Here is a 15,385-nt window from a genome sequence, read left to right on the forward strand (position 1 = left end):
CTCCCGCAGACCTTCGTACCCCAAGGAGTCGATCCACCATGGCGAGCGATGCGCCGACCGGCCATGTATCCGATCTCGACTGGCTGATGAGCGGTCTCGTACAGCGCGTACCCCACACCACCAGCGCGGTACTGCTGTCCTGCGACGGGCTCGTGAAGTCGGTCCACGGCCTCGACCCGGACAGCGCCGACCACATGGCGGCGCTGGCCTCCGGCCTCTACTCCCTCGGCCGCAGCGCGGGCGTCCGCTTCGGGGACGGCGGCGACGTACGGCAGGTCGTCGTCGAACTCGCCTCGACCCTGCTGTTCGTCTCCACCGCGGGTTCCGGCACCTGTCTCGCCGTGCTCGCCGGACGCGAGGCGGACGCGGCGGTGCTCGGCTACGAGATGGCGATGCTCGTCAAGAGCGTCCGGCCGTATCTGATGACCGCGCCCCGGCAGCCCGCCGTCGGACCCTCGGCGATGAGGCCTTGAGCGTGGCCGCGGCCGGCGACGGGCCCTGGCTCGATGACGCGGCCGGACGGCTGGTGCGCCCTTACACGGTCAGCAACGGCCGGACCCGGCCCACGACCGCGCTCGACCTCCTGTCCCAGGTCATGGCCACCGGAGCCACCCCCCTCGGCTACCTCGGCCCCGAGCACAGCCAGGCACTCGAACTGTGCCGGATGCCCGTCTCGGTCGCGGAGATGGCCGCCCATCTGAAGCTTCCGGCGGTGGTCACCAAGGTCCTGCTGTCCGACCTCGTCGACTGCGGGGCGCTCACCACGAAGCCCCCGTCCTTCCACCACAACCCCACTGACCGGTCTCTTCTGGAGGCAGTGCTCGATGGACTACGACGACAGCTCTGACCCCTTCCCCACCGCCTTGAAGATCTTGGTGGCGGGAGGATTCGGAGTCGGCAAGACAACCTTCGTCGGCGCGGTGAGCGAGATCGCGCCGCTCAGCACGGAGGAGCTGCTCACCACGGTCAGCGCAGCGACCGACAATCTCGACGGCATCGAGAACAAGGTCGAGACCACCGTGGCGATGGACTTCGGCCGCATCACCCTCGATCCGGAACACGTTCTCTATCTGTTCGGCACACCCGGGCAGGAGCGGTTCTGGTTCATGTGGGACGAGCTCTCCGAAGGCGCGTTGGGCGCGGTGATCCTCGCCGACACCAGGCGCCTGGAGGACTGTTTCGCGGCCGTGGACTTCTTCGAACAGCGCGGCCTCGGTTTCATCGTCGCGATCAACGAGTTCGACGGCTCGTACCGCTACGACCCCGCGGAGGTGCGCGCGGCCATCGACCTCGACCCCGAGATCCCCGTCGTGCGCTGCGACGCCCGGATCTCCAGCTCGGGCGTGCAGACCCTGCTCACCCTGGTCCGCCACCTGCTCGCTCACGCGCCCGCACACGCCCCGAGCCACGGAGCCCACACATGACACCCGCCCAGAGTCAGGGAGCCCGCACATGAGTTACGACCCGCCGCGTACGGCCGGTCGTCTGCTGCTCACCCCGGAGGACAAGGACGCCCCGGCCCGGGTGCGGCGGCTGCGCCGACTGGGGCTGGGGGAGCGCACGGAACCGGCCTTCGACGCCTTCGCGGACCGGCTCGCCGAGGTCGCCGCGGTCCCGTACTCGATGGTCAACTTCATCGACGAGAACCGGCAGTTCTTCGCCGGTCTGCACACCCCGGACGCAGGCGGCCAGGGCGTCCTGCCCGCCATCGACGCAGAGGACAACGCCGCCCCCCAGGTGGGCCGCTACATGACCCGCGACTACGGCTTCTGCCCCCATGTGGTGGTCCGCCGCAAGGCGCTGGTCCTGGAGGACGTCTGTGACTACCCGCGCTTCGCCGGGAATCCGGTCGTCGACGATTTCGGCGTCCGCTCCTACCTCGGCGCCCCGCTGATCGACCACACGGGCATCGCCCTGGGCACGGTCTGCGTCGTCGACGTCGAGCCGCGCCCCTGGGGGACGGCAGGGCTGGAGACCATCAAGTCGCTGGCGGCGGAACTGGTCGAGCTGCTGGAACGGCGGGAGGGCGGCCTGGGGTTCTGACGAGGGGCCGGGCAGTCGGCGTCCGGCGTTGGTGTGTGTGATGCGCCCACATGGGATGTACGTATGGCATGTCTCCGTAGCCGATGGCATGTCTCCGTGGTCGTTTGTCGGTACTTGTATGTCGGTGCCCAGGAGAGGTTGACCCGGCCCTTACGGAGGAACGCTGCGCCCGAGCCTCTTCGACACCGCATGGAAAGGCACACCATGACCGACCTGCGTCTCGGTGCCCTCGGCTTCGGCCTGCGCGGTTCCCTCGCGCGCATCGCCCACCGTCCCGGCCGGGGCTCCCGCGTGACCGTCGTCGCCGAACACGACCCGGTGCTGCGGGACCGCGCCGCCGACCGCATTCCCGGCGCCCGGACCGTCGACGACCACCACAAGGTCATCGACGACCCCGAGGTCGACGCCGTGCTCGTCCTCACCCCGGACCACACACACGCCGACATCGCGTGCGAGGCGCTGGGCGCGGGCAAGGCCGTCTTCGTCGAGAAGCCTCTGGACATCACCATCGAGCGCTGCGACCGGATCCTGCGCACCGCCTTCGAGACCGGCAGCCGGCTGTACGTGGGCCACAACATGCGCCACATGCCGGTGATCCGGCTGATGCGCGACATCATCGAGCGCGGCGACATCGGCACGGTCAGAACAGTGTGGGTTCGCCACTTCGTCGGCTACGGCGGAGACTGGTACTTCAAGGACTGGCACGCCGAACGCCGGTACACCACCGGCCTGTTGCTGCAGAAGGGCGCCCACGACATCGACGTACTGCACTGGTTGGCCGGTGGCTACACCCGGCAGGTGCAGGCGCTCGGCGACCTCATGGTGTATGGGGACATCCCGCACAGGCGGGCGCCGGGAGAGCCCAAGACGGCCGACTGGTTCACGGGGGACGGCCACTGGCCCCCGCACACCCAGCGGGCGCTGAACCCTGTCATCGACGTCGAGGACGTGTCGCTCGTCAATATGCGCCTGGACAACGGGGTCCTGGCGGCCTACCAGCAGTGCCACTTCACCCCCGACTACTGGCGCAACTACACCGTCATCGGCGACGCCGGACGCCTGGAGAACTTCGGGGACGGGCCCGGCGGCGTGGTGAAGGTCTGGAACAGCCGCCGCTCGGGGCAGCGGGACCGGGCCGACGCCGAGTACCCGGTGCCGGAGGCCGACGAGGACACCGCGCACGGGGGCGCCGACCCGCTGCTGATCGACGAATTCCTCCGGTTCGTGCGGGAGGGCGGACGCACCGACACCTCCCCGGTCGCCGCGCGCATGGCGGTGGCGGCCGGATTCCGGGCCACCGAGTCACTGCGGGACGGCGGCACTGCGCGCGAGGTGCCGCCGCTCGCCCCGGAACTGGTCGCCTACTTCGAGCGGGGGCAGGTCCGCGGGGAGGCGTGAAAGAAGCCGCGGCCGCTGCTCAGGGAAACAGGCGTGAAGGAAAGCTGCGGCCGCGCTTAAGAAAACCTCGATGGACCAAGAGCACCGGCGTACGGCAGATTCCTACGGGAATTCACCCCTCTCCCCGGTACGGGCTCCTTCGGCGTGCCCTGCCCCGGGATCTCACCCACAGGAGCCGTAGCGTGAAGGCGCTGGTCAAGGAGAAGGCGGAGCCCGGGCTCTGGCTCGCGGACGTTCCGGAGCCGCAGGCCGGCCCCGGCGACGTACTGATCAAGGTTCTCAGGACCGGGATCTGCGGCACCGACCTGCACATCCGCAATTGGGACGGCTGGGCGCAGCAGGCCATCGACACGCCGCTCGTGCTCGGGCACGAGTTCGTCGGCGAGGTCGTCGAGACCGGCCGTGACGTCCCCGACATCAAGGTCGGCGACCGCGTCAGCGGCGAGGGCCACCTGGTCTGCGGCAAGTGCCGTAACTGTCTGGCCGGGCGCCGCCACCTGTGCCGGGCCACGGTCGGCCTGGGCGTCGGGCGCGACGGCGCGTTCGCCGAGTACGTGGTCCTGCCCGCCGCCAACGTATGGGTGCACCGCGTCCCTGTCGACCTCGATGTCGCCGCGATCTTCGACCCGTTCGGCAACGCCGTGCACACGGCGCTGTCCTTCCCGCTGGTCGGCGAGGACGTCCTGATCACCGGCGCGGGCCCGATCGGCCTGATGGCCGCCGCCGTGGCCCGCCACGCGGGCGCCCGCAACGTCGTCATCACCGACGTCAGCGAGGAGCGCCTGGAGCTGGCCCGCAAGATCGGCGTGAGCCTCGCGCTGAACGTCGCGCAGGGGACGATCGCCGACGGTCAGCGCGAACTGGGTCTGCGCGAGGGCTTCGACATCGGCCTGGAGATGTCTGGCCGCCCCGAAGCGATGCGCGACATGATCGCCAACATGACACACGGCGGCCGTATCGCGATGCTGGGCCTGCCCGCCCAGGAGTTCCCGGTCGACTGGTCCCGGATCGTCACCTCCATGATCACGATCAAGGGCATCTACGGCCGCGAGATGTTCGAGACCTGGTACGCCATGTCGGTCCTCCTCGAAGGCGGCCTCGACCTCGCCCCCGTCATCACCGGCCGGTACGGCTACCGCGACCACGAAGCGGCCTTCGCGGACGCGGCCGGCGGCCGCGGCGGCAAGGTCATCCTCGACTGGACTGTCTGAGACCTCCACGATCTCCACGGAACTCTCTAAGGAACTGATGATGTTCGATTCCGTACGCGACGACCTGCGCACCACCCTCGACGAGATCCGCGCCGCCGGACTGCACAAGCCCGAGCGCGTCATCGGCACCCCGCAGTCCGCGACCGTGAACGTCACCGCGGGCGGCCGCCCCGGCGAGGTCCTCAACTTCTGCGCGAACAACTACCTCGGCCTCGCCGACCACCCCGAGGTCGTCGCCGCCGCCCACGAGGCGCTCGACCGGTGGGGTTACGGCATGGCGTCCGTGCGCTTCATCTGCGGTACGCAGGAGGTGCACAAGGAGCTGGAGGCGCGGCTGTCCGCGTTCCTCGGCCAGGAGGACACGATCCTCTACTCCTCCTGCTTCGACGCCAACGGCGGCGTCTTCGAGACCCTTCTCGGCGCCGAGGACGCGGTCATCTCCGACGCCCTCAACCACGCCTCGATCATCGACGGCATCCGGCTGTCCAAGGCGCGCCGCTTCCGGTACGCCAACCGGGACATGGCCGATCTGGAGGCCCAGCTCAAGGAGGCCTCCGACGCCCGCCGCCGGCTGATCGTCACCGACGGCGTGTTCTCGATGGACGGCTATGTCGCGCCCCTGAAGGAGATCTGCGACCTCGCCGACCGCTACGACGCCATGGTCATGGTCGACGACTCGCACGCCGTCGGCTTCGTCGGCCCCGGCGGCCGCGGCACCCCCGAGCTGCACGGCGTGATGGACCGCGTCGACATCATCACGGGCACCCTGGGCAAGGCGCTCGGCGGGGCGTCAGGCGGCTACGTCGCCGCCCGCGCCGAGATCGTCGCCCTGCTGCGCCAGCGGTCGCGCCCGTACCTCTTCTCGAACACGCTCGCCCCGGTGATCGCGGCGGCCTCCCTGAAGGTCCTCGACCTGCTGGAGTCGGCCGACGACCTGCGCGTCCGGCTCGCCGAGAACACCGCTCTCTTCCGCTCCCGGATGACTGAGGAGGGCTTCGACATCCTCCCCGGCGACCATGCGATCGCCCCCGTCATGATCGGCGACGCCTCCGTCGCCGGGCGCATGGCGGAGCTGCTCCTGGAGCGCGGGGTGTACGTGATCGGCTTCTCGTACCCGGTGGTTCCGCAGGGGCAGGCCCGTATCCGGGTGCAGCTGTCCGCGGGGCACTCGACGGAGGATGTGAACCGGGCGGTGGACGCGTTCGTGGCCGCACGCGCGGAGCTGGAGAGCTGAAAGGCGCGCGTGACCTGAGAGAATCGGTCACATGATCGAAGCGCGGCGGCTCCATATCCTCCGTGCGGTGGCCGACCACCGCACAGTGACGGCGGCTGCCGCCGCGCTCTATCTCACGCCCTCGGCCGTCTCCCAGCAGCTGGCCGCGCTGGAACAGGAGACGGGGCACCGGCTCGTCGAGCGCGGCGCCAAGGGTGTCCGGCTGACGCCCGCCGGCGAGATCCTGCTCAGCCACACCAACGCCGTCCTCGCCCAACTGGAGCGCGCCGAAGCCGAGCTGGCCGCGTACAGCTCGGGCTCCGCGGGTACGGTCACCGTCGCCTCCTTCGCGACCGGGATCGGCCTGGTCGTCGCCCCCGCGCTGGCCAGGCTCGCCCTCACGGCGCCCGGCATCCACATCCGCGTCCACGACGCCGAGGGTGACGCCAGCCTGCCGATGGTGCTCGACCGGCAGGTCGACATCGCGGTCGCCGTCGAATACCGGGGCGGCCCGGACGCGGACGACCCGCGCCTGACGCACGTGCCCCTGTACGCCGAGCCCTTCGACGCGGTCGTCCCGGTCACCCATCGCCTGGCCGGTACCGACGAGGTCCCGCTCGCCGAGTTGGCCAAGGATTCGTGGATCGGCCCGTACCCGGGCAACCCGTGCCACGACGTGGTCGTCCTGGCCTGTGAGAACGCCGGATTCCAGCCCCGCCTCGAACACTCCTCTGACGACTTCCGCGCCGTCGTCGCCCTCGCCTCGGCCGACGCGGGCGTGGCCCTGGTGCCCCGCTCGGCGTTGCGCGGCATGGATCTCACGGGGGTTCTCGTACGCCCGGTCGACGGCGTCGCGCCCACCCGTCGCGTCTTCGCCGCCGTACGCCGCGGAGCGGAGGGGCATCCGCTGATCCGGCCGGTGCTGGAGGCACTGGCGGAGGCCGCGACCGTGGAGTGACGGGCGCGCGGCCCCTGTCGGGCGTTTCGCATCTGGGATAACATCCCGAATATGGGAAACGATGTTGAGGATGCCGTCGACGTCCGGCTCGGGGCCCGACTGGCCGAGCTGCGGGCCGAACATGGCTGGTCCCTGGGGGAGCTGGCGGAGCGCAGCGGGGTCAGCCGCTCGACCCTGTCCCGTGCCGAGCGCGCGGAGATCAGCCCCACGGCCTCACTGCTGAACCGCCTGTGCGGGGTGTACGGGCGGACCATGTCGCAGCTGCTCAGCGAGATCGAGGCGGAACCCGCGCTGTTGGTGAGGGCGGCCGACCAGGTGATCTGGGAGGACAAGGCCTCCGGTTTCGTACGGCGATCGGTGTCGCCGCCGCACGCCGGGCTGCGCGGCGAACTCGTCGAGGGGCGGCTCGCGGCCGGCTCCGACATCGCGTACGACCGTCCTCCCGTGCCCGGCCTGGAACAGCACATCTGGGTCCTCGACGGAACGCTGGACGTGACGGCGCAGGATGTCGGCCACCGCCTCGCCGCCGGCGACTGCCTCCGGCTGCGGGTGTGGGGCCCGACGCGTTTTCGCTGCCCCGGCCCCGAGGACGTGCGGTACGCGCTGGCGGTGGTGCTGCCGTGACCACCGTCTCCCGGCTCGGCGCGGCCGAACTCATCGCGGCCGCCGAGGAGTTGGCCGACGTCTTGACGGACACCGTGGCCGGCGGGGCCTCGGTCGGATTCCTCGCGCCGCTCGACCGCGCGGCGGCCGTCGCCTGGTGGGAGGGGCGCGCGGCCGCGGTGTCGGCCGGTCATCTCGCCGTGTGGGTGGCTCGTGACGTGGACCGGCTGCTCGGCACCGTCAGCCTCGCCTTCCCGGACAAGCCCAACAGCCGCCACCGTGCCGAACTCGTGAAGCTGATGGTGCACCGGGACGGCCGCGGACAAGGCCTCGGCCGTACGCTCCTGACGACCGCCGAGACCGAGGCGGCCGCCGCGGGAGTGACCCTCCTGCACCTGGACACCGAGACCGACAGCCCCGCCGAGTCCCTCTACCACTCGGCGGGCTGGACCCGGCTCGGGGCGATACCCGACTACGCGGCTTCGCCGTCGGGCGAGTTGCGCCCGACGACGATCTTCTACAAGCGAGTGGGGTCGGGAGCGGGCGGAGAAGCCGGGGCGGAAGCGACGGCCGTCGGCGGGTGACGACCGGCGGCCACGCTGAGATGTCAGTGTCATTGGCTACGGTGCGTCTCATGCCGGATGCCGAAGACGTACGCCGTATCGCCCTCTCCCTGCCGGACACCACGGAGAAGATCGCCTGGAGCATGCCCACGTTCCGGGTGGCGGGAAAGATGTTCGCCACGCTGCCCGAGGAGGAGACCTCCATCGCCGTGCGCTGCCCGAAGGAGGAGCGCGACGAACTCGTCCTGGCCGAGCCGGGGAAGTTCTGGATCGCCGACCATGAGGCGGGTTTCGCCTGGGTCCGGGTCCGGCTCGCCTCCCTGGAGGGCGACGACGAACTCCGCGACATCCTCGCCGACTCCTGGCGCCAGGCGGCCCCGCCCCGACTGCTCGACTCCTACCCGGAGTTGGGTCTCCCGTCCGCCGACTGAAATTCTTCCGGCGTTGTCAGTGCCCCGTGGCATGATCCGGCAGCAGGAGTGGAGAGCGGGACGCTCGACTCCGCGGGGGAGTGGTGGGGCATCGGCAGGGCAGGGCACGACCGAGGAGGGGTGCGAGCGGGATGGCCGGGACGTCATCGGGCGAGAAGCCGTCATGTGCTTCCGAGACACGGAGCGGAGCCTCGGAGAATCGGCGCGGAGCCTCTGAGGGGCGACGCGTTGCTTCCGGAGCCCCGCACGAAGACCTCGCGACGCTGCCCGGAACTGCCGAGACGCCCCGCGAACGTCCCGGCCGCCCTGACATCGTTGCCGAGGACGGGCCGCGTCGGCCCGTCTGGTCACGGGACTTCGCCCTGTTCTTCGTCGCGCGGGCCCTCGCCCGGCTCGGCGACACCATGCTGCCGGTGGCGCTCGCCGCGGGACTGCTGCAGTACGGGTACGGGGTGGGCGCGGTCGGCCTCGCCATGGCCGCGTCGGCCGCCTCCTTCGCGGGGCTGGTGATCTTCGGCGGGGTCATCGCCGACCGGTTCAGCACGCGCAAGCTGATGATCGGTGCAGATCTGGTGCGGCTGGCCACCCAGTCCCTCGCCGCCGTGCTGTTCTTCGCCGACCATGTGGTCCTCTGGCAGATCTGCGCGATCGGCGCCGTCAACGGAGTGGCGGGCGCGGTCTTCCAGCCCGGCGTCGCGAGCACGGTGCCGCGCCTCGCCACCGACGTACAGGGGGCCAACGGAGCCATAAGGATCGCCGAGTCCGCCGCCCAGCTCGTGGGCCCCGCTCTCGCGGGTCTGCTGGTCGCCTTCGCCTCGGCCGGCGGCGTCTTCGCGGCCCACGCGGCCACGTACGCGCTGAGCGCCCTGTGCCTGCTGCTGCTCCGGCTGCCCCCGGTCGGGCCGGGAAGCCAGGCTCACGGAAGCAGCTTCAAGGCCGATCTCGCCGAGGGCTGGCGGGAGTTCAGATCCCGGACCTGGCTGTGGGGCGTCATCGTCATCTGGTGTGTCTACATGATCTCCATCTGGGGCCCGACCGTCCCGCTGGTGGCGACGGAGGTGGTCCAGCAGCATGGCCCGCGCGCCTACGGCCTGGTCAACTCGGCCCTCGGCGCGGGCACCGTCGTCGGCGGACTGATCGCGCTGCGGCTGCGCCCCCGCCGTATGCTGCGGGCCGGCTCGTTCGCCCTCTTCGCCTTCGCCTGCTTCCCCGCGTCCGTCGGGGCGGGGCTCGGCGTGGCGGCCATGTCGGCCGGAGCGGTGATAGCGGGGGCGGGGATGTCGCTCTGGGGCGTGATGTGGGCGACCAGCGTGCAGACGCAGGTCGCGCCGGACGTCCTCAACCGCATCCACGCGTACGACGTCGCGGGCTCCCTCGCGATGATGCCCGTCGGCCAGGCCCTGGCGGGACCGGCCGCCACGGCCCTCGGCGCCGGTCATGTTCTCCTCATCGCCGGTGCCATGACCCTCGTGGTCTCGACGGCCCTGCTGTCGGTGCCCGCGATACGCAACCTGGTGCGCGTCGATACCCCCATACCCCCGTCGCGTACGACCGCGGTGATGCCTGAAGTGGCTCACAAGGCCCGGCGGGAGGATCGCCGAGCCGTGTGAGGGACCGGGCGCGGGGATCAGACGCCGACCCGTGCCCCCAGGAAGCCGTCGATCCGCTCCCGCAGGGACCTCGCGTCGAGGCCGTGCGCGGCGACGTGTTCCTCGATGGCGCCGTACCGGCGCAGCTCACGACGGCCCACGCCCAGACCGAGGACGCGGTGGGGTACGTCGGCGAGCGCGTCGTTCGCCGCCGTCGTGGACGTACCGGCCAGGTACGGCTCCACAAGGACGACATCGGTGCCCGCCGTCTCCGTCGCGCTGCGCAGCGCGGCCGCGTCGAACGGGCGCACGGTGGTGGCGTACAGCACGGTGACGTCGAGCCCCTCCGTCGCGGCCAGTACGGCGTCGAGCATCGGCCCGACGGCGACCACGACACCGGCGCGGCCTTCGCGGACGGTGAGGAAGCGTGTCCCGTCGACCGCGTGCCCCTGCGTGTTGGACTGCACGGACAGCCGCACGTACACCTTGTCGTCCCCGGCGGCGACGGCGTGGCGCAGCAGTGTCTCGGCCTCGTCGGGGTGGCCGGGGACATGCACGGTCCAGCCGTCCAGCGTGTCGAGGAGGGCCACATCACCGGGCGCCATGTGCGTGAAGCCGCCGGCGGGCCAGTCGAACGAGGCGGCGGCGCTCACCAGCACCGCACCCACGTCCTGGTGCCCGAGGTCGAGCTTGACCTGCTCGAAGGGCCGCTCGACGAGGAAGCTGGCGAAGGTGTGCACCACGGGGCGCAGCCCGGTCAGGGCCAGTCCCGCGCCCGCCCCGATCAGGAGCTGTTCGCGAATCCCGACGTTGATCACCCGATCCGGATGCCTGCGCCGTGCCTCCGTGAATCCGTCCTTGCCGATCTCGGCGAGGACGACCGCGACGCGCGGGTCCTCGTCGAGCAGCCGTGAGACGACGGGGGCGAATCGGTCACGCATGGTGTCCATGAGATGGCGTGTCCTTCCAGGAGACGTACGGGATGGTGACGGGTGCGGTGCGGTGCTGTGTGGTGCCGGACGAGGTGACGTGTGTGCCGTAGGGCTGACGGGCGGCACCCCGGGAGACGGGCGGGCGCGGCTCAGGCGGATTTCGGCTCGACCTGGGCGACGACCACCCGCGGGCGGCCCGGATGAGGGGCGGTGAAGGCGTCGTACAGCGCCTCGTGGTCCCGGCCGTCGACCGTCGCGGCGGACCAGCCGGCCGCCTCGAACCGGGCGGCGATCCCGCCGGGCCGGGCATGGCTGGCGGAGGAGTTGTCGATCACGACGGTGTGCAGCTGTTCGAGACCGGCGGGCCCGGCGTACGCGATCGCCTCGTGATTGCTGCCCTCGTCCAGCTCCGCGTCACCGATCAGCACCCACACGTGCGGCTCGTCGCGCCCCTGCGCCCGCAGCCCGAGCGCCGTGCCCACGGCGATCGGCAGCCCGTGCCCGAGGGACCCACTGCCGATCTCGGCACCCGGCACCAGCACCCGGTCCGGGTGGTGCCCCAGCGGCGAGTCGTACGAGCCGAAGCCGGGCAGCCACTCGACGGGCACGAAACCCTTGGCCGCGAGCACCGCGTAGTACGCCATCGGCCCGTGTCCCTTGGACAGCAGGAACCGGTCCCGCCCCGTATCCCCCATCCGCCCGGGCCCGACCCGCAGCACCCGGTCGTACAGCACCCACAACGCGTCCATCGTGGACGTCGCCGCAGGTCCGTGCTTCTCGTCGCCCGTCATCAGCCCCATCAGCCGGGGCAGGTCCGTGTACGCGTAGCTCTGCTGAGTCGTGATCTTCATACCGACGATCGTGCAACCTCAAGCAAACTTGAGGTCAACATCGAACCGTAGGGCGCGTTCGCCCCGAATAAAGGAGTGCGCGACCACCGGCACGAGTGCGGTATTGTTTCGGTGCACGTTCGGCCAGGGAAAACACCAGGTCAGACGGGCACCGGGACGTGGCGCAGCTTGGTAGCGCACTTGACTGGGGGTCAAGGGGTCGCAGGTTCAAATCCTGTCGTCCCGACGGTGCGAAGGGTCTTCGCAGGCGAGAGCCTGCGGAGGCCCTTTTTGCACGGGTCGTGACCGCTCGCCGTCGCGGTCAGTGGGTGCCGGTCACTTTGAAGTCCTTGGGTACGAGGGCGACCGTGAGGACGGCGGCGACCGCCACGAGGGCGGCGGAGACGTACGCGGTCGTGGTGAGCGCACTGTCGAAAGCCTCACTCGCCGTCCTCGGCACGGCCGCACCCTGGGCGCCGCCGATGTCCTGGGCGACATCATGCGCGCCACCCGCGGACGGCCCGCACCCGTCCGTCGAGCCAGATCTTCTCCAGCCCCTGCCCGAGCCCCGGCGCGTCGGTGGCGTCCTGCGCCGCGGGGGCGCCGCTGTCGCTGACGGAGTCCCAGAACCGCGCCGCCTCGGTCTTCTTCGTGGTGACGGCGGCGCCGTGGACGCTGTCGAGGACGGCTTCGCGACTGCTGTGCTCGGGGGCCTGTTGCGCGGACACCGACTGTTCGGCGGCGCGGTACTGGACGATCAGCGGCAACCGCTTGGTGTGGGCGTCGTCGTACCCCTGCTCGATGAGGCCCGTCACGTCGAAGAGACCGGCGTCCAACTGCCCTGATGACACATACGGCACGGCCGACAGCGGCAGCACGTGTATCCGGCCGTCGACCTCGCGCGTGGAGAAGCGCTTCGTGCCGTGACCGGCGGCGGGCCGCACGGTGGCCGTCTGCCTGCCGTCGGCCGTTCGCTCCACGACAACCTTGTCACGGGTGATCAGAGTGACGGTTCGGCTCAGTGACGCGATGCCCTGCGCCCCGGCAGGCGGGCTGTCGGCGGCGGACGCGCCCTGGGCGGCGACAGGGAGAGCGACCGCCACCATCGCCGCCGCCAGTGACAGCCGCCGGGTGTCTCTCGTTCGCCAGAAGTTCAGAGAAGGGGGTGGGATCAGCGGCCGTGGCGCCGCGTCGAGTCCCGTACGACGATGTGGGTGCCGAGCACGTGGTGCTGGCTCTCCGGGAACTCCTCGCGGTGCAGCGCCAACCGGACGGCCGCACGGCCCAGCTCCTCGGCCGGTACGTGGACGGTGGTCAGCGTCGGGTACACGTCGATGGCGGTCGGGATGTCGTCGTAGCCGGCCAGGGCGACGTCCTCGGGTACGCGCACTCCGGCCTCCCTCAGCGCCTGGAGGGCTCCCGCCGCGACCATGTCGGTGCCCGCGAAGACCGCGCTGAACTCGGCGCCGGATGCGAGGAGTTCACGCATTCCCCGGTAGCCGGAGCCGCGGCTGAAGGTGCCGTCGATGATCAGCTTGGGGTCGGGTTCGACGTCGAGCATCTCGTGCGCCCGGGTGAAGCCGCTGATGCGCTGGCTGCTGGTGGACAGGCCCGGCACCCGGCCGAGATAGGCGACCCGGCGGTGGCCCGCGCTCAGCAGGTGGGTCGTCATGGCGAAGGCGCCGCCCTCGTTGTCGTAGTCGACGACGGTCGCGGGCACTCCCGGGCCGAGCGGCGGCCGGCCGACGAGGACGAGCCGCGAGCCCGCCCGGTCGAGGGCGTGCGCGAAGTGGGTCATGCGGTCCTGGTAGGCCCGGTCGTCCCAGGCGCCGCCGACCACGATGACGGCGTCGGCGCGCTGTTCACGCATCGTCTCGACCACCGCGAGAACGCGCTGCGGGTCGTTGTGCGTGGTGCACAGCATGCACAGCCGGCCCTCGGCGGACGCCTGCTCCTCCACACCGCGAGCGATATGGGCGTAGAAGGATCCGGTGACGTCGTCGACGACGAACGCCACCGTGTTGTTGGTGGAGCCGCCCAGCGCCCGGGCGTGTGCGTTGACCACATAGTCGAGCTCGCGTATGGCCTTCAGGACCTTGGCGCGGGTGGCCTTGGCCACGGGGTAGGTGCCGCCGAGCACACGGGAGACGGTGGACGCCGACACGCCCGCCCGGGCCGCGACGTCCCTGACCGTCGAGGTATCGCCCTGGGGCGAGGCCACCGCCTTCTTGCCCACCGCTCGCTTCCCTCCGCCCCGCGCACCCGCGCAGACGCTCACCCTAGTGGAGCACTTCGGCGTGGCAGCGGGGGAGGACGGCCGGGACGGGCGCGGTGTCAGGAAGCCTGGCGGGTGAAGCGCGCGGTGATCGTGACGAACGTCAGCGGCTTCAGCATGTTGGCCTGGTTCCAGGTCATGCCGAACTGCGCGCGCTCCACGGGGATCTCGGCGGTGAGGGTGACCGCGTCGGCCGATATCTCGGACGCCTCGGCGGTGAAGGACAGCTCACGGCTCACGCCCGTCACGGTCAGTTCGCCGGTGACCTGGGCGCTGCCGTTGCCGGTCGCGGTGACCTCGTTGGCGGTGAAGACGAGCGAGGGGTGCTTGTCGACGTCGAAGAAGTCCGCGGTGCGCAGGTGCTTGTCGCGCTTGGCGTTCTTGGTGTCCAGGGAAGCGGCATCGATCGTCACGCTGCCGTGCGCGCCACCCCCGGCGAGCACCTCGCCGTCACCGCTGACCTCGGTGAAGACGCCCTTGACGTTGACCAGGCCCCAGAACGTCTTGTGCTGGACACGGACCGTCGTGCCCGCCGGGTCGAGAGTCCAGCGACCGGCGGCGACCTCCGTGAGTGAACCGGACTGGGGGGAGTGCGAAGTGGTGTGGGACATGGTCGTTCGTGCCTTTCGGGGGACGAGTGCGGCGGGTTGCTTGAAGAATCAATACATCGCCAGCTATTACCTAGTCAGCTATTAGGTAGTTAGCGAGATAATAGCTGTGCGAGGTATCCTCGGCAAGCGGGTCGGGCCCGGGAATCGCGAACTGGGCAGGCCTTGGGATCGGACGACGGGAGTCAGCGCATGGGGGAGTCCCCGCAGTCAGTCGAGCGGGTCGAGTGCCCCGGCGCCGCGGACGAGGCGTGCCCGAGCGCCGAGCTGACCGAGCTGCTGCAACGCTGGAACGCGTTGGCGTCGGGATTCCGTGAGCTCACCGACGAGCTGCTCGCCGAGGCGCAGCGCGAGGTCGGTCTGCCGCCCTCGTCGCTCGAAGTGCTCTGCTACCTGGTCACCGCGCCCGGTCAGGCCGCCCCCATGCGGCTCCTCGCCCAGACGCTCGGCTTCTCCACCGCCGGGACGACCGGAGTCGTCGACCGGCTGGCCGACGCCGGATTCGTCGAGCGCCGCCCGTCCAGCTCCGACCGCAGGGTGACGTACGCCGCGCTGACACCGCTCGGCCGGGAGACCGCCACGACCGCGGCAAAGGTGTTCGCCGAGGCGGTCCGCCGACGTGTGGTGGAGCCCTTGGGCGAGGAGGGCTTCATGTCGTTCACCCGCGCCTTTGTCACACTCGGGATCGTGGACGAGTCGTGCGCCGGGGCGGCGGAGTCCTCCTGACGCTC

The 15,385-nt window shown here is 70.8% G+C and carries 19 protein-coding genes and 1 tRNA gene; 14 read left to right on the forward strand and 6 right to left on the reverse strand.

Annotated features, from left to right (window positions below):
* Positions 1-38 precede the first annotated feature (38 nt).
* The 12 genes from AB5J50_RS44550 (at position 39) to AB5J50_RS44605 (ending at position 10,030) form a co-directional block, all read left to right on the forward strand.
* Entirely contained in the window at positions 39-473 is a 435-nt protein-coding gene (locus AB5J50_RS44550) for a roadblock/LC7 domain-containing protein (RefSeq protein ID WP_369264270.1), read from the forward strand.
* Between the two features lie 2 nt (positions 474-475).
* Entirely contained in the window at positions 476-847 is a 372-nt protein-coding gene (locus AB5J50_RS44555) for a DUF742 domain-containing protein (protein ID WP_327433696.1), read from the forward strand.
* Positions 825-1,424, forward strand: a complete 600-nt coding sequence (locus tag AB5J50_RS44560; RefSeq protein ID WP_369264271.1) for an ATP/GTP-binding protein — start codon at positions 825-827, stop codon at positions 1,422-1,424. Before AB5J50_RS44555 ends, AB5J50_RS44560 begins: the two co-directional genes overlap by 23 nt.
* Positions 1,425-1,452: 28 nt before the next feature.
* A complete protein-coding gene (locus AB5J50_RS44565; protein ID WP_369264272.1) occupies positions 1,453-2,043 on the forward strand; it encodes a GAF domain-containing protein in 591 nt (196 codons plus the stop codon).
* A 204-nt stretch (positions 2,044-2,247) separates the two neighbouring features.
* Positions 2,248-3,441: a Gfo/Idh/MocA family protein gene (locus AB5J50_RS44570; protein WP_369264273.1), complete on the forward strand. Its 1,194-nt coding sequence runs from the start codon at positions 2,248-2,250 to the stop codon at positions 3,439-3,441.
* A 182-nt stretch (positions 3,442-3,623) separates the two neighbouring features.
* Positions 3,624-4,652: an L-threonine 3-dehydrogenase gene (tdh, locus tag AB5J50_RS44575; protein ID WP_327433700.1), complete on the forward strand. Its 1,029-nt coding sequence runs from the start codon at positions 3,624-3,626 to the stop codon at positions 4,650-4,652.
* Between the two features lie 40 nt (positions 4,653-4,692).
* Positions 4,693-5,886, forward strand: a complete 1,194-nt coding sequence (locus AB5J50_RS44580; RefSeq protein WP_330309036.1) for a glycine C-acetyltransferase — start codon at positions 4,693-4,695, stop codon at positions 5,884-5,886.
* 31 nt (positions 5,887-5,917) lie between these two features.
* The gene (locus tag AB5J50_RS44585; RefSeq protein ID WP_369264274.1) at positions 5,918-6,823 is read left to right on the forward strand and encodes a LysR family transcriptional regulator; all 906 of its coding nucleotides are present in this window, start codon (positions 5,918-5,920) and stop codon (positions 6,821-6,823) included.
* A 51-nt stretch (positions 6,824-6,874) separates the two neighbouring features.
* Complete coding sequence (locus AB5J50_RS44590; RefSeq protein ID WP_369264275.1) at positions 6,875-7,447, forward strand: helix-turn-helix domain-containing protein; 573 nt, start codon at positions 6,875-6,877, stop codon at positions 7,445-7,447.
* Positions 7,444-8,010, forward strand: coding sequence for an N-acetyltransferase family protein (locus AB5J50_RS44595; protein ID WP_369264276.1), 567 nt, complete (start codon positions 7,444-7,446; stop codon positions 8,008-8,010). Before AB5J50_RS44590 ends, AB5J50_RS44595 begins: the two co-directional genes overlap by 4 nt.
* A gap of 50 nt (positions 8,011-8,060) precedes the next feature.
* Entirely contained in the window at positions 8,061-8,420 is a 360-nt protein-coding gene (locus tag AB5J50_RS44600) for an MmcQ/YjbR family DNA-binding protein (RefSeq protein WP_369264277.1), read from the forward strand.
* 131 nt (positions 8,421-8,551) lie between these two features.
* On the forward strand, positions 8,552-10,030 hold the full coding sequence (locus tag AB5J50_RS44605; RefSeq protein WP_369264278.1) for an MFS transporter: 1,479 nt from the start codon (positions 8,552-8,554) through the stop codon (positions 10,028-10,030).
* Positions 10,031-10,047: 17 nt separating this feature from the next.
* Here AB5J50_RS44605 and AB5J50_RS44610 read toward each other — a convergent pair whose 3' ends face one another.
* Positions 10,048-10,959 carry a transketolase family protein gene (locus AB5J50_RS44610; protein WP_369264279.1) on the reverse strand — a complete coding sequence of 304 codons (912 nt, stop codon included), beginning with the start codon at positions 10,957-10,959 and terminating at the stop codon, positions 10,048-10,050.
* Between the two features lie 131 nt (positions 10,960-11,090).
* Positions 11,091-11,792: a transketolase gene (locus AB5J50_RS44615; RefSeq protein WP_369264280.1), complete on the reverse strand. Its 702-nt coding sequence runs from the start codon at positions 11,790-11,792 to the stop codon at positions 11,091-11,093.
* A 152-nt stretch (positions 11,793-11,944) separates the two neighbouring features.
* On the opposite strand from AB5J50_RS44615, the gene AB5J50_RS44620 reads away from it, so the two are divergent.
* A tRNA-Pro gene (locus AB5J50_RS44620) sits at positions 11,945-12,018 on the forward strand.
* A gap of 75 nt (positions 12,019-12,093) precedes the next feature.
* Here the strand turns inward: AB5J50_RS44620 and AB5J50_RS44625 are convergent.
* The 4 genes from AB5J50_RS44625 to AB5J50_RS44640 all read right to left on the reverse strand — a co-directional run bounded on the left by AB5J50_RS44625 (position 12,094) and on the right by AB5J50_RS44640 (position 14,657).
* Positions 12,094-12,231: a hypothetical protein gene (locus AB5J50_RS44625; RefSeq protein ID WP_369264281.1), complete on the reverse strand. Its 138-nt coding sequence runs from the start codon at positions 12,229-12,231 to the stop codon at positions 12,094-12,096.
* Positions 12,232-12,268: 37 nt separating this feature from the next.
* Positions 12,269-12,877, reverse strand: a complete 609-nt coding sequence (locus tag AB5J50_RS44630) for a hypothetical protein (protein ID WP_369264282.1) — start codon at positions 12,875-12,877, stop codon at positions 12,269-12,271.
* A 65-nt stretch (positions 12,878-12,942) separates the two neighbouring features.
* Positions 12,943-14,007 (reverse strand): LacI family DNA-binding transcriptional regulator, encoded by a 1,065-nt coding sequence (locus AB5J50_RS44635; protein ID WP_369264283.1) that lies wholly within the window; start codon positions 14,005-14,007, stop codon positions 12,943-12,945.
* Positions 14,008-14,105: 98 nt separating this feature from the next.
* Positions 14,106-14,657, reverse strand: coding sequence for a YceI family protein (locus tag AB5J50_RS44640; RefSeq protein WP_327433711.1), 552 nt, complete (start codon positions 14,655-14,657; stop codon positions 14,106-14,108).
* 189 nt (positions 14,658-14,846) lie between these two features.
* Between AB5J50_RS44640 and AB5J50_RS44645 the strand changes: the two genes are divergently transcribed.
* Positions 14,847-15,380: a MarR family winged helix-turn-helix transcriptional regulator gene (locus tag AB5J50_RS44645; RefSeq protein WP_369264284.1), complete on the forward strand. Its 534-nt coding sequence runs from the start codon at positions 14,847-14,849 to the stop codon at positions 15,378-15,380.
* Positions 15,381-15,385 lie beyond the last annotated feature (5 nt).

The organism is Streptomyces sp. R35 (assembly GCF_041053035.1).
Taxonomy (GTDB): domain Bacteria; phylum Actinomycetota; class Actinomycetes; order Streptomycetales; family Streptomycetaceae; genus Streptomyces; species Streptomyces lutosisoli.

Coding starts and splice junctions, on each gene's coding strand:
- AB5J50_RS44550 (WP_369264270.1), top strand. CDS start 39: ATGGCGAGCGATGCGCCGACCGGCCATGTATCCGATCTCGACTGGCTG.
- AB5J50_RS44560 (WP_369264271.1), top strand. CDS start 825: ATGGACTACGACGACAGCTCTGACCCCTTCCCCACCGCCTTGAAGATC.
- AB5J50_RS44565 (WP_369264272.1), top strand. CDS start 1,453: ATGAGTTACGACCCGCCGCGTACGGCCGGTCGTCTGCTGCTCACCCCG.
- AB5J50_RS44570 (WP_369264273.1), top strand. CDS start 2,248: ATGACCGACCTGCGTCTCGGTGCCCTCGGCTTCGGCCTGCGCGGTTCC.
- AB5J50_RS44580 (WP_330309036.1), top strand. CDS start 4,693: ATGTTCGATTCCGTACGCGACGACCTGCGCACCACCCTCGACGAGATC.
- AB5J50_RS44585 (WP_369264274.1), top strand. CDS start 5,918: ATGATCGAAGCGCGGCGGCTCCATATCCTCCGTGCGGTGGCCGACCAC.
- AB5J50_RS44590 (WP_369264275.1), top strand. CDS start 6,875: ATGGGAAACGATGTTGAGGATGCCGTCGACGTCCGGCTCGGGGCCCGA.
- AB5J50_RS44600 (WP_369264277.1), top strand. CDS start 8,061: ATGCCGGATGCCGAAGACGTACGCCGTATCGCCCTCTCCCTGCCGGAC.
- AB5J50_RS44605 (WP_369264278.1), top strand. CDS start 8,552: ATGGCCGGGACGTCATCGGGCGAGAAGCCGTCATGTGCTTCCGAGACA.
- AB5J50_RS44610 (WP_369264279.1), bottom strand. CDS start 10,959: ATGGACACCATGCGTGACCGATTCGCCCCCGTCGTCTCACGGCTGCTC.
- AB5J50_RS44615 (WP_369264280.1), bottom strand. CDS start 11,792: ATGAAGATCACGACTCAGCAGAGCTACGCGTACACGGACCTGCCCCGG.
- AB5J50_RS44630 (WP_369264282.1), bottom strand. CDS start 12,877: ATGGTGGCGGTCGCTCTCCCTGTCGCCGCCCAGGGCGCGTCCGCCGCC.
- AB5J50_RS44640 (WP_327433711.1), bottom strand. CDS start 14,657: ATGTCCCACACCACTTCGCACTCCCCCCAGTCCGGTTCACTCACGGAG.
- AB5J50_RS44645 (WP_369264284.1), top strand. CDS start 14,847: ATGGGGGAGTCCCCGCAGTCAGTCGAGCGGGTCGAGTGCCCCGGCGCC.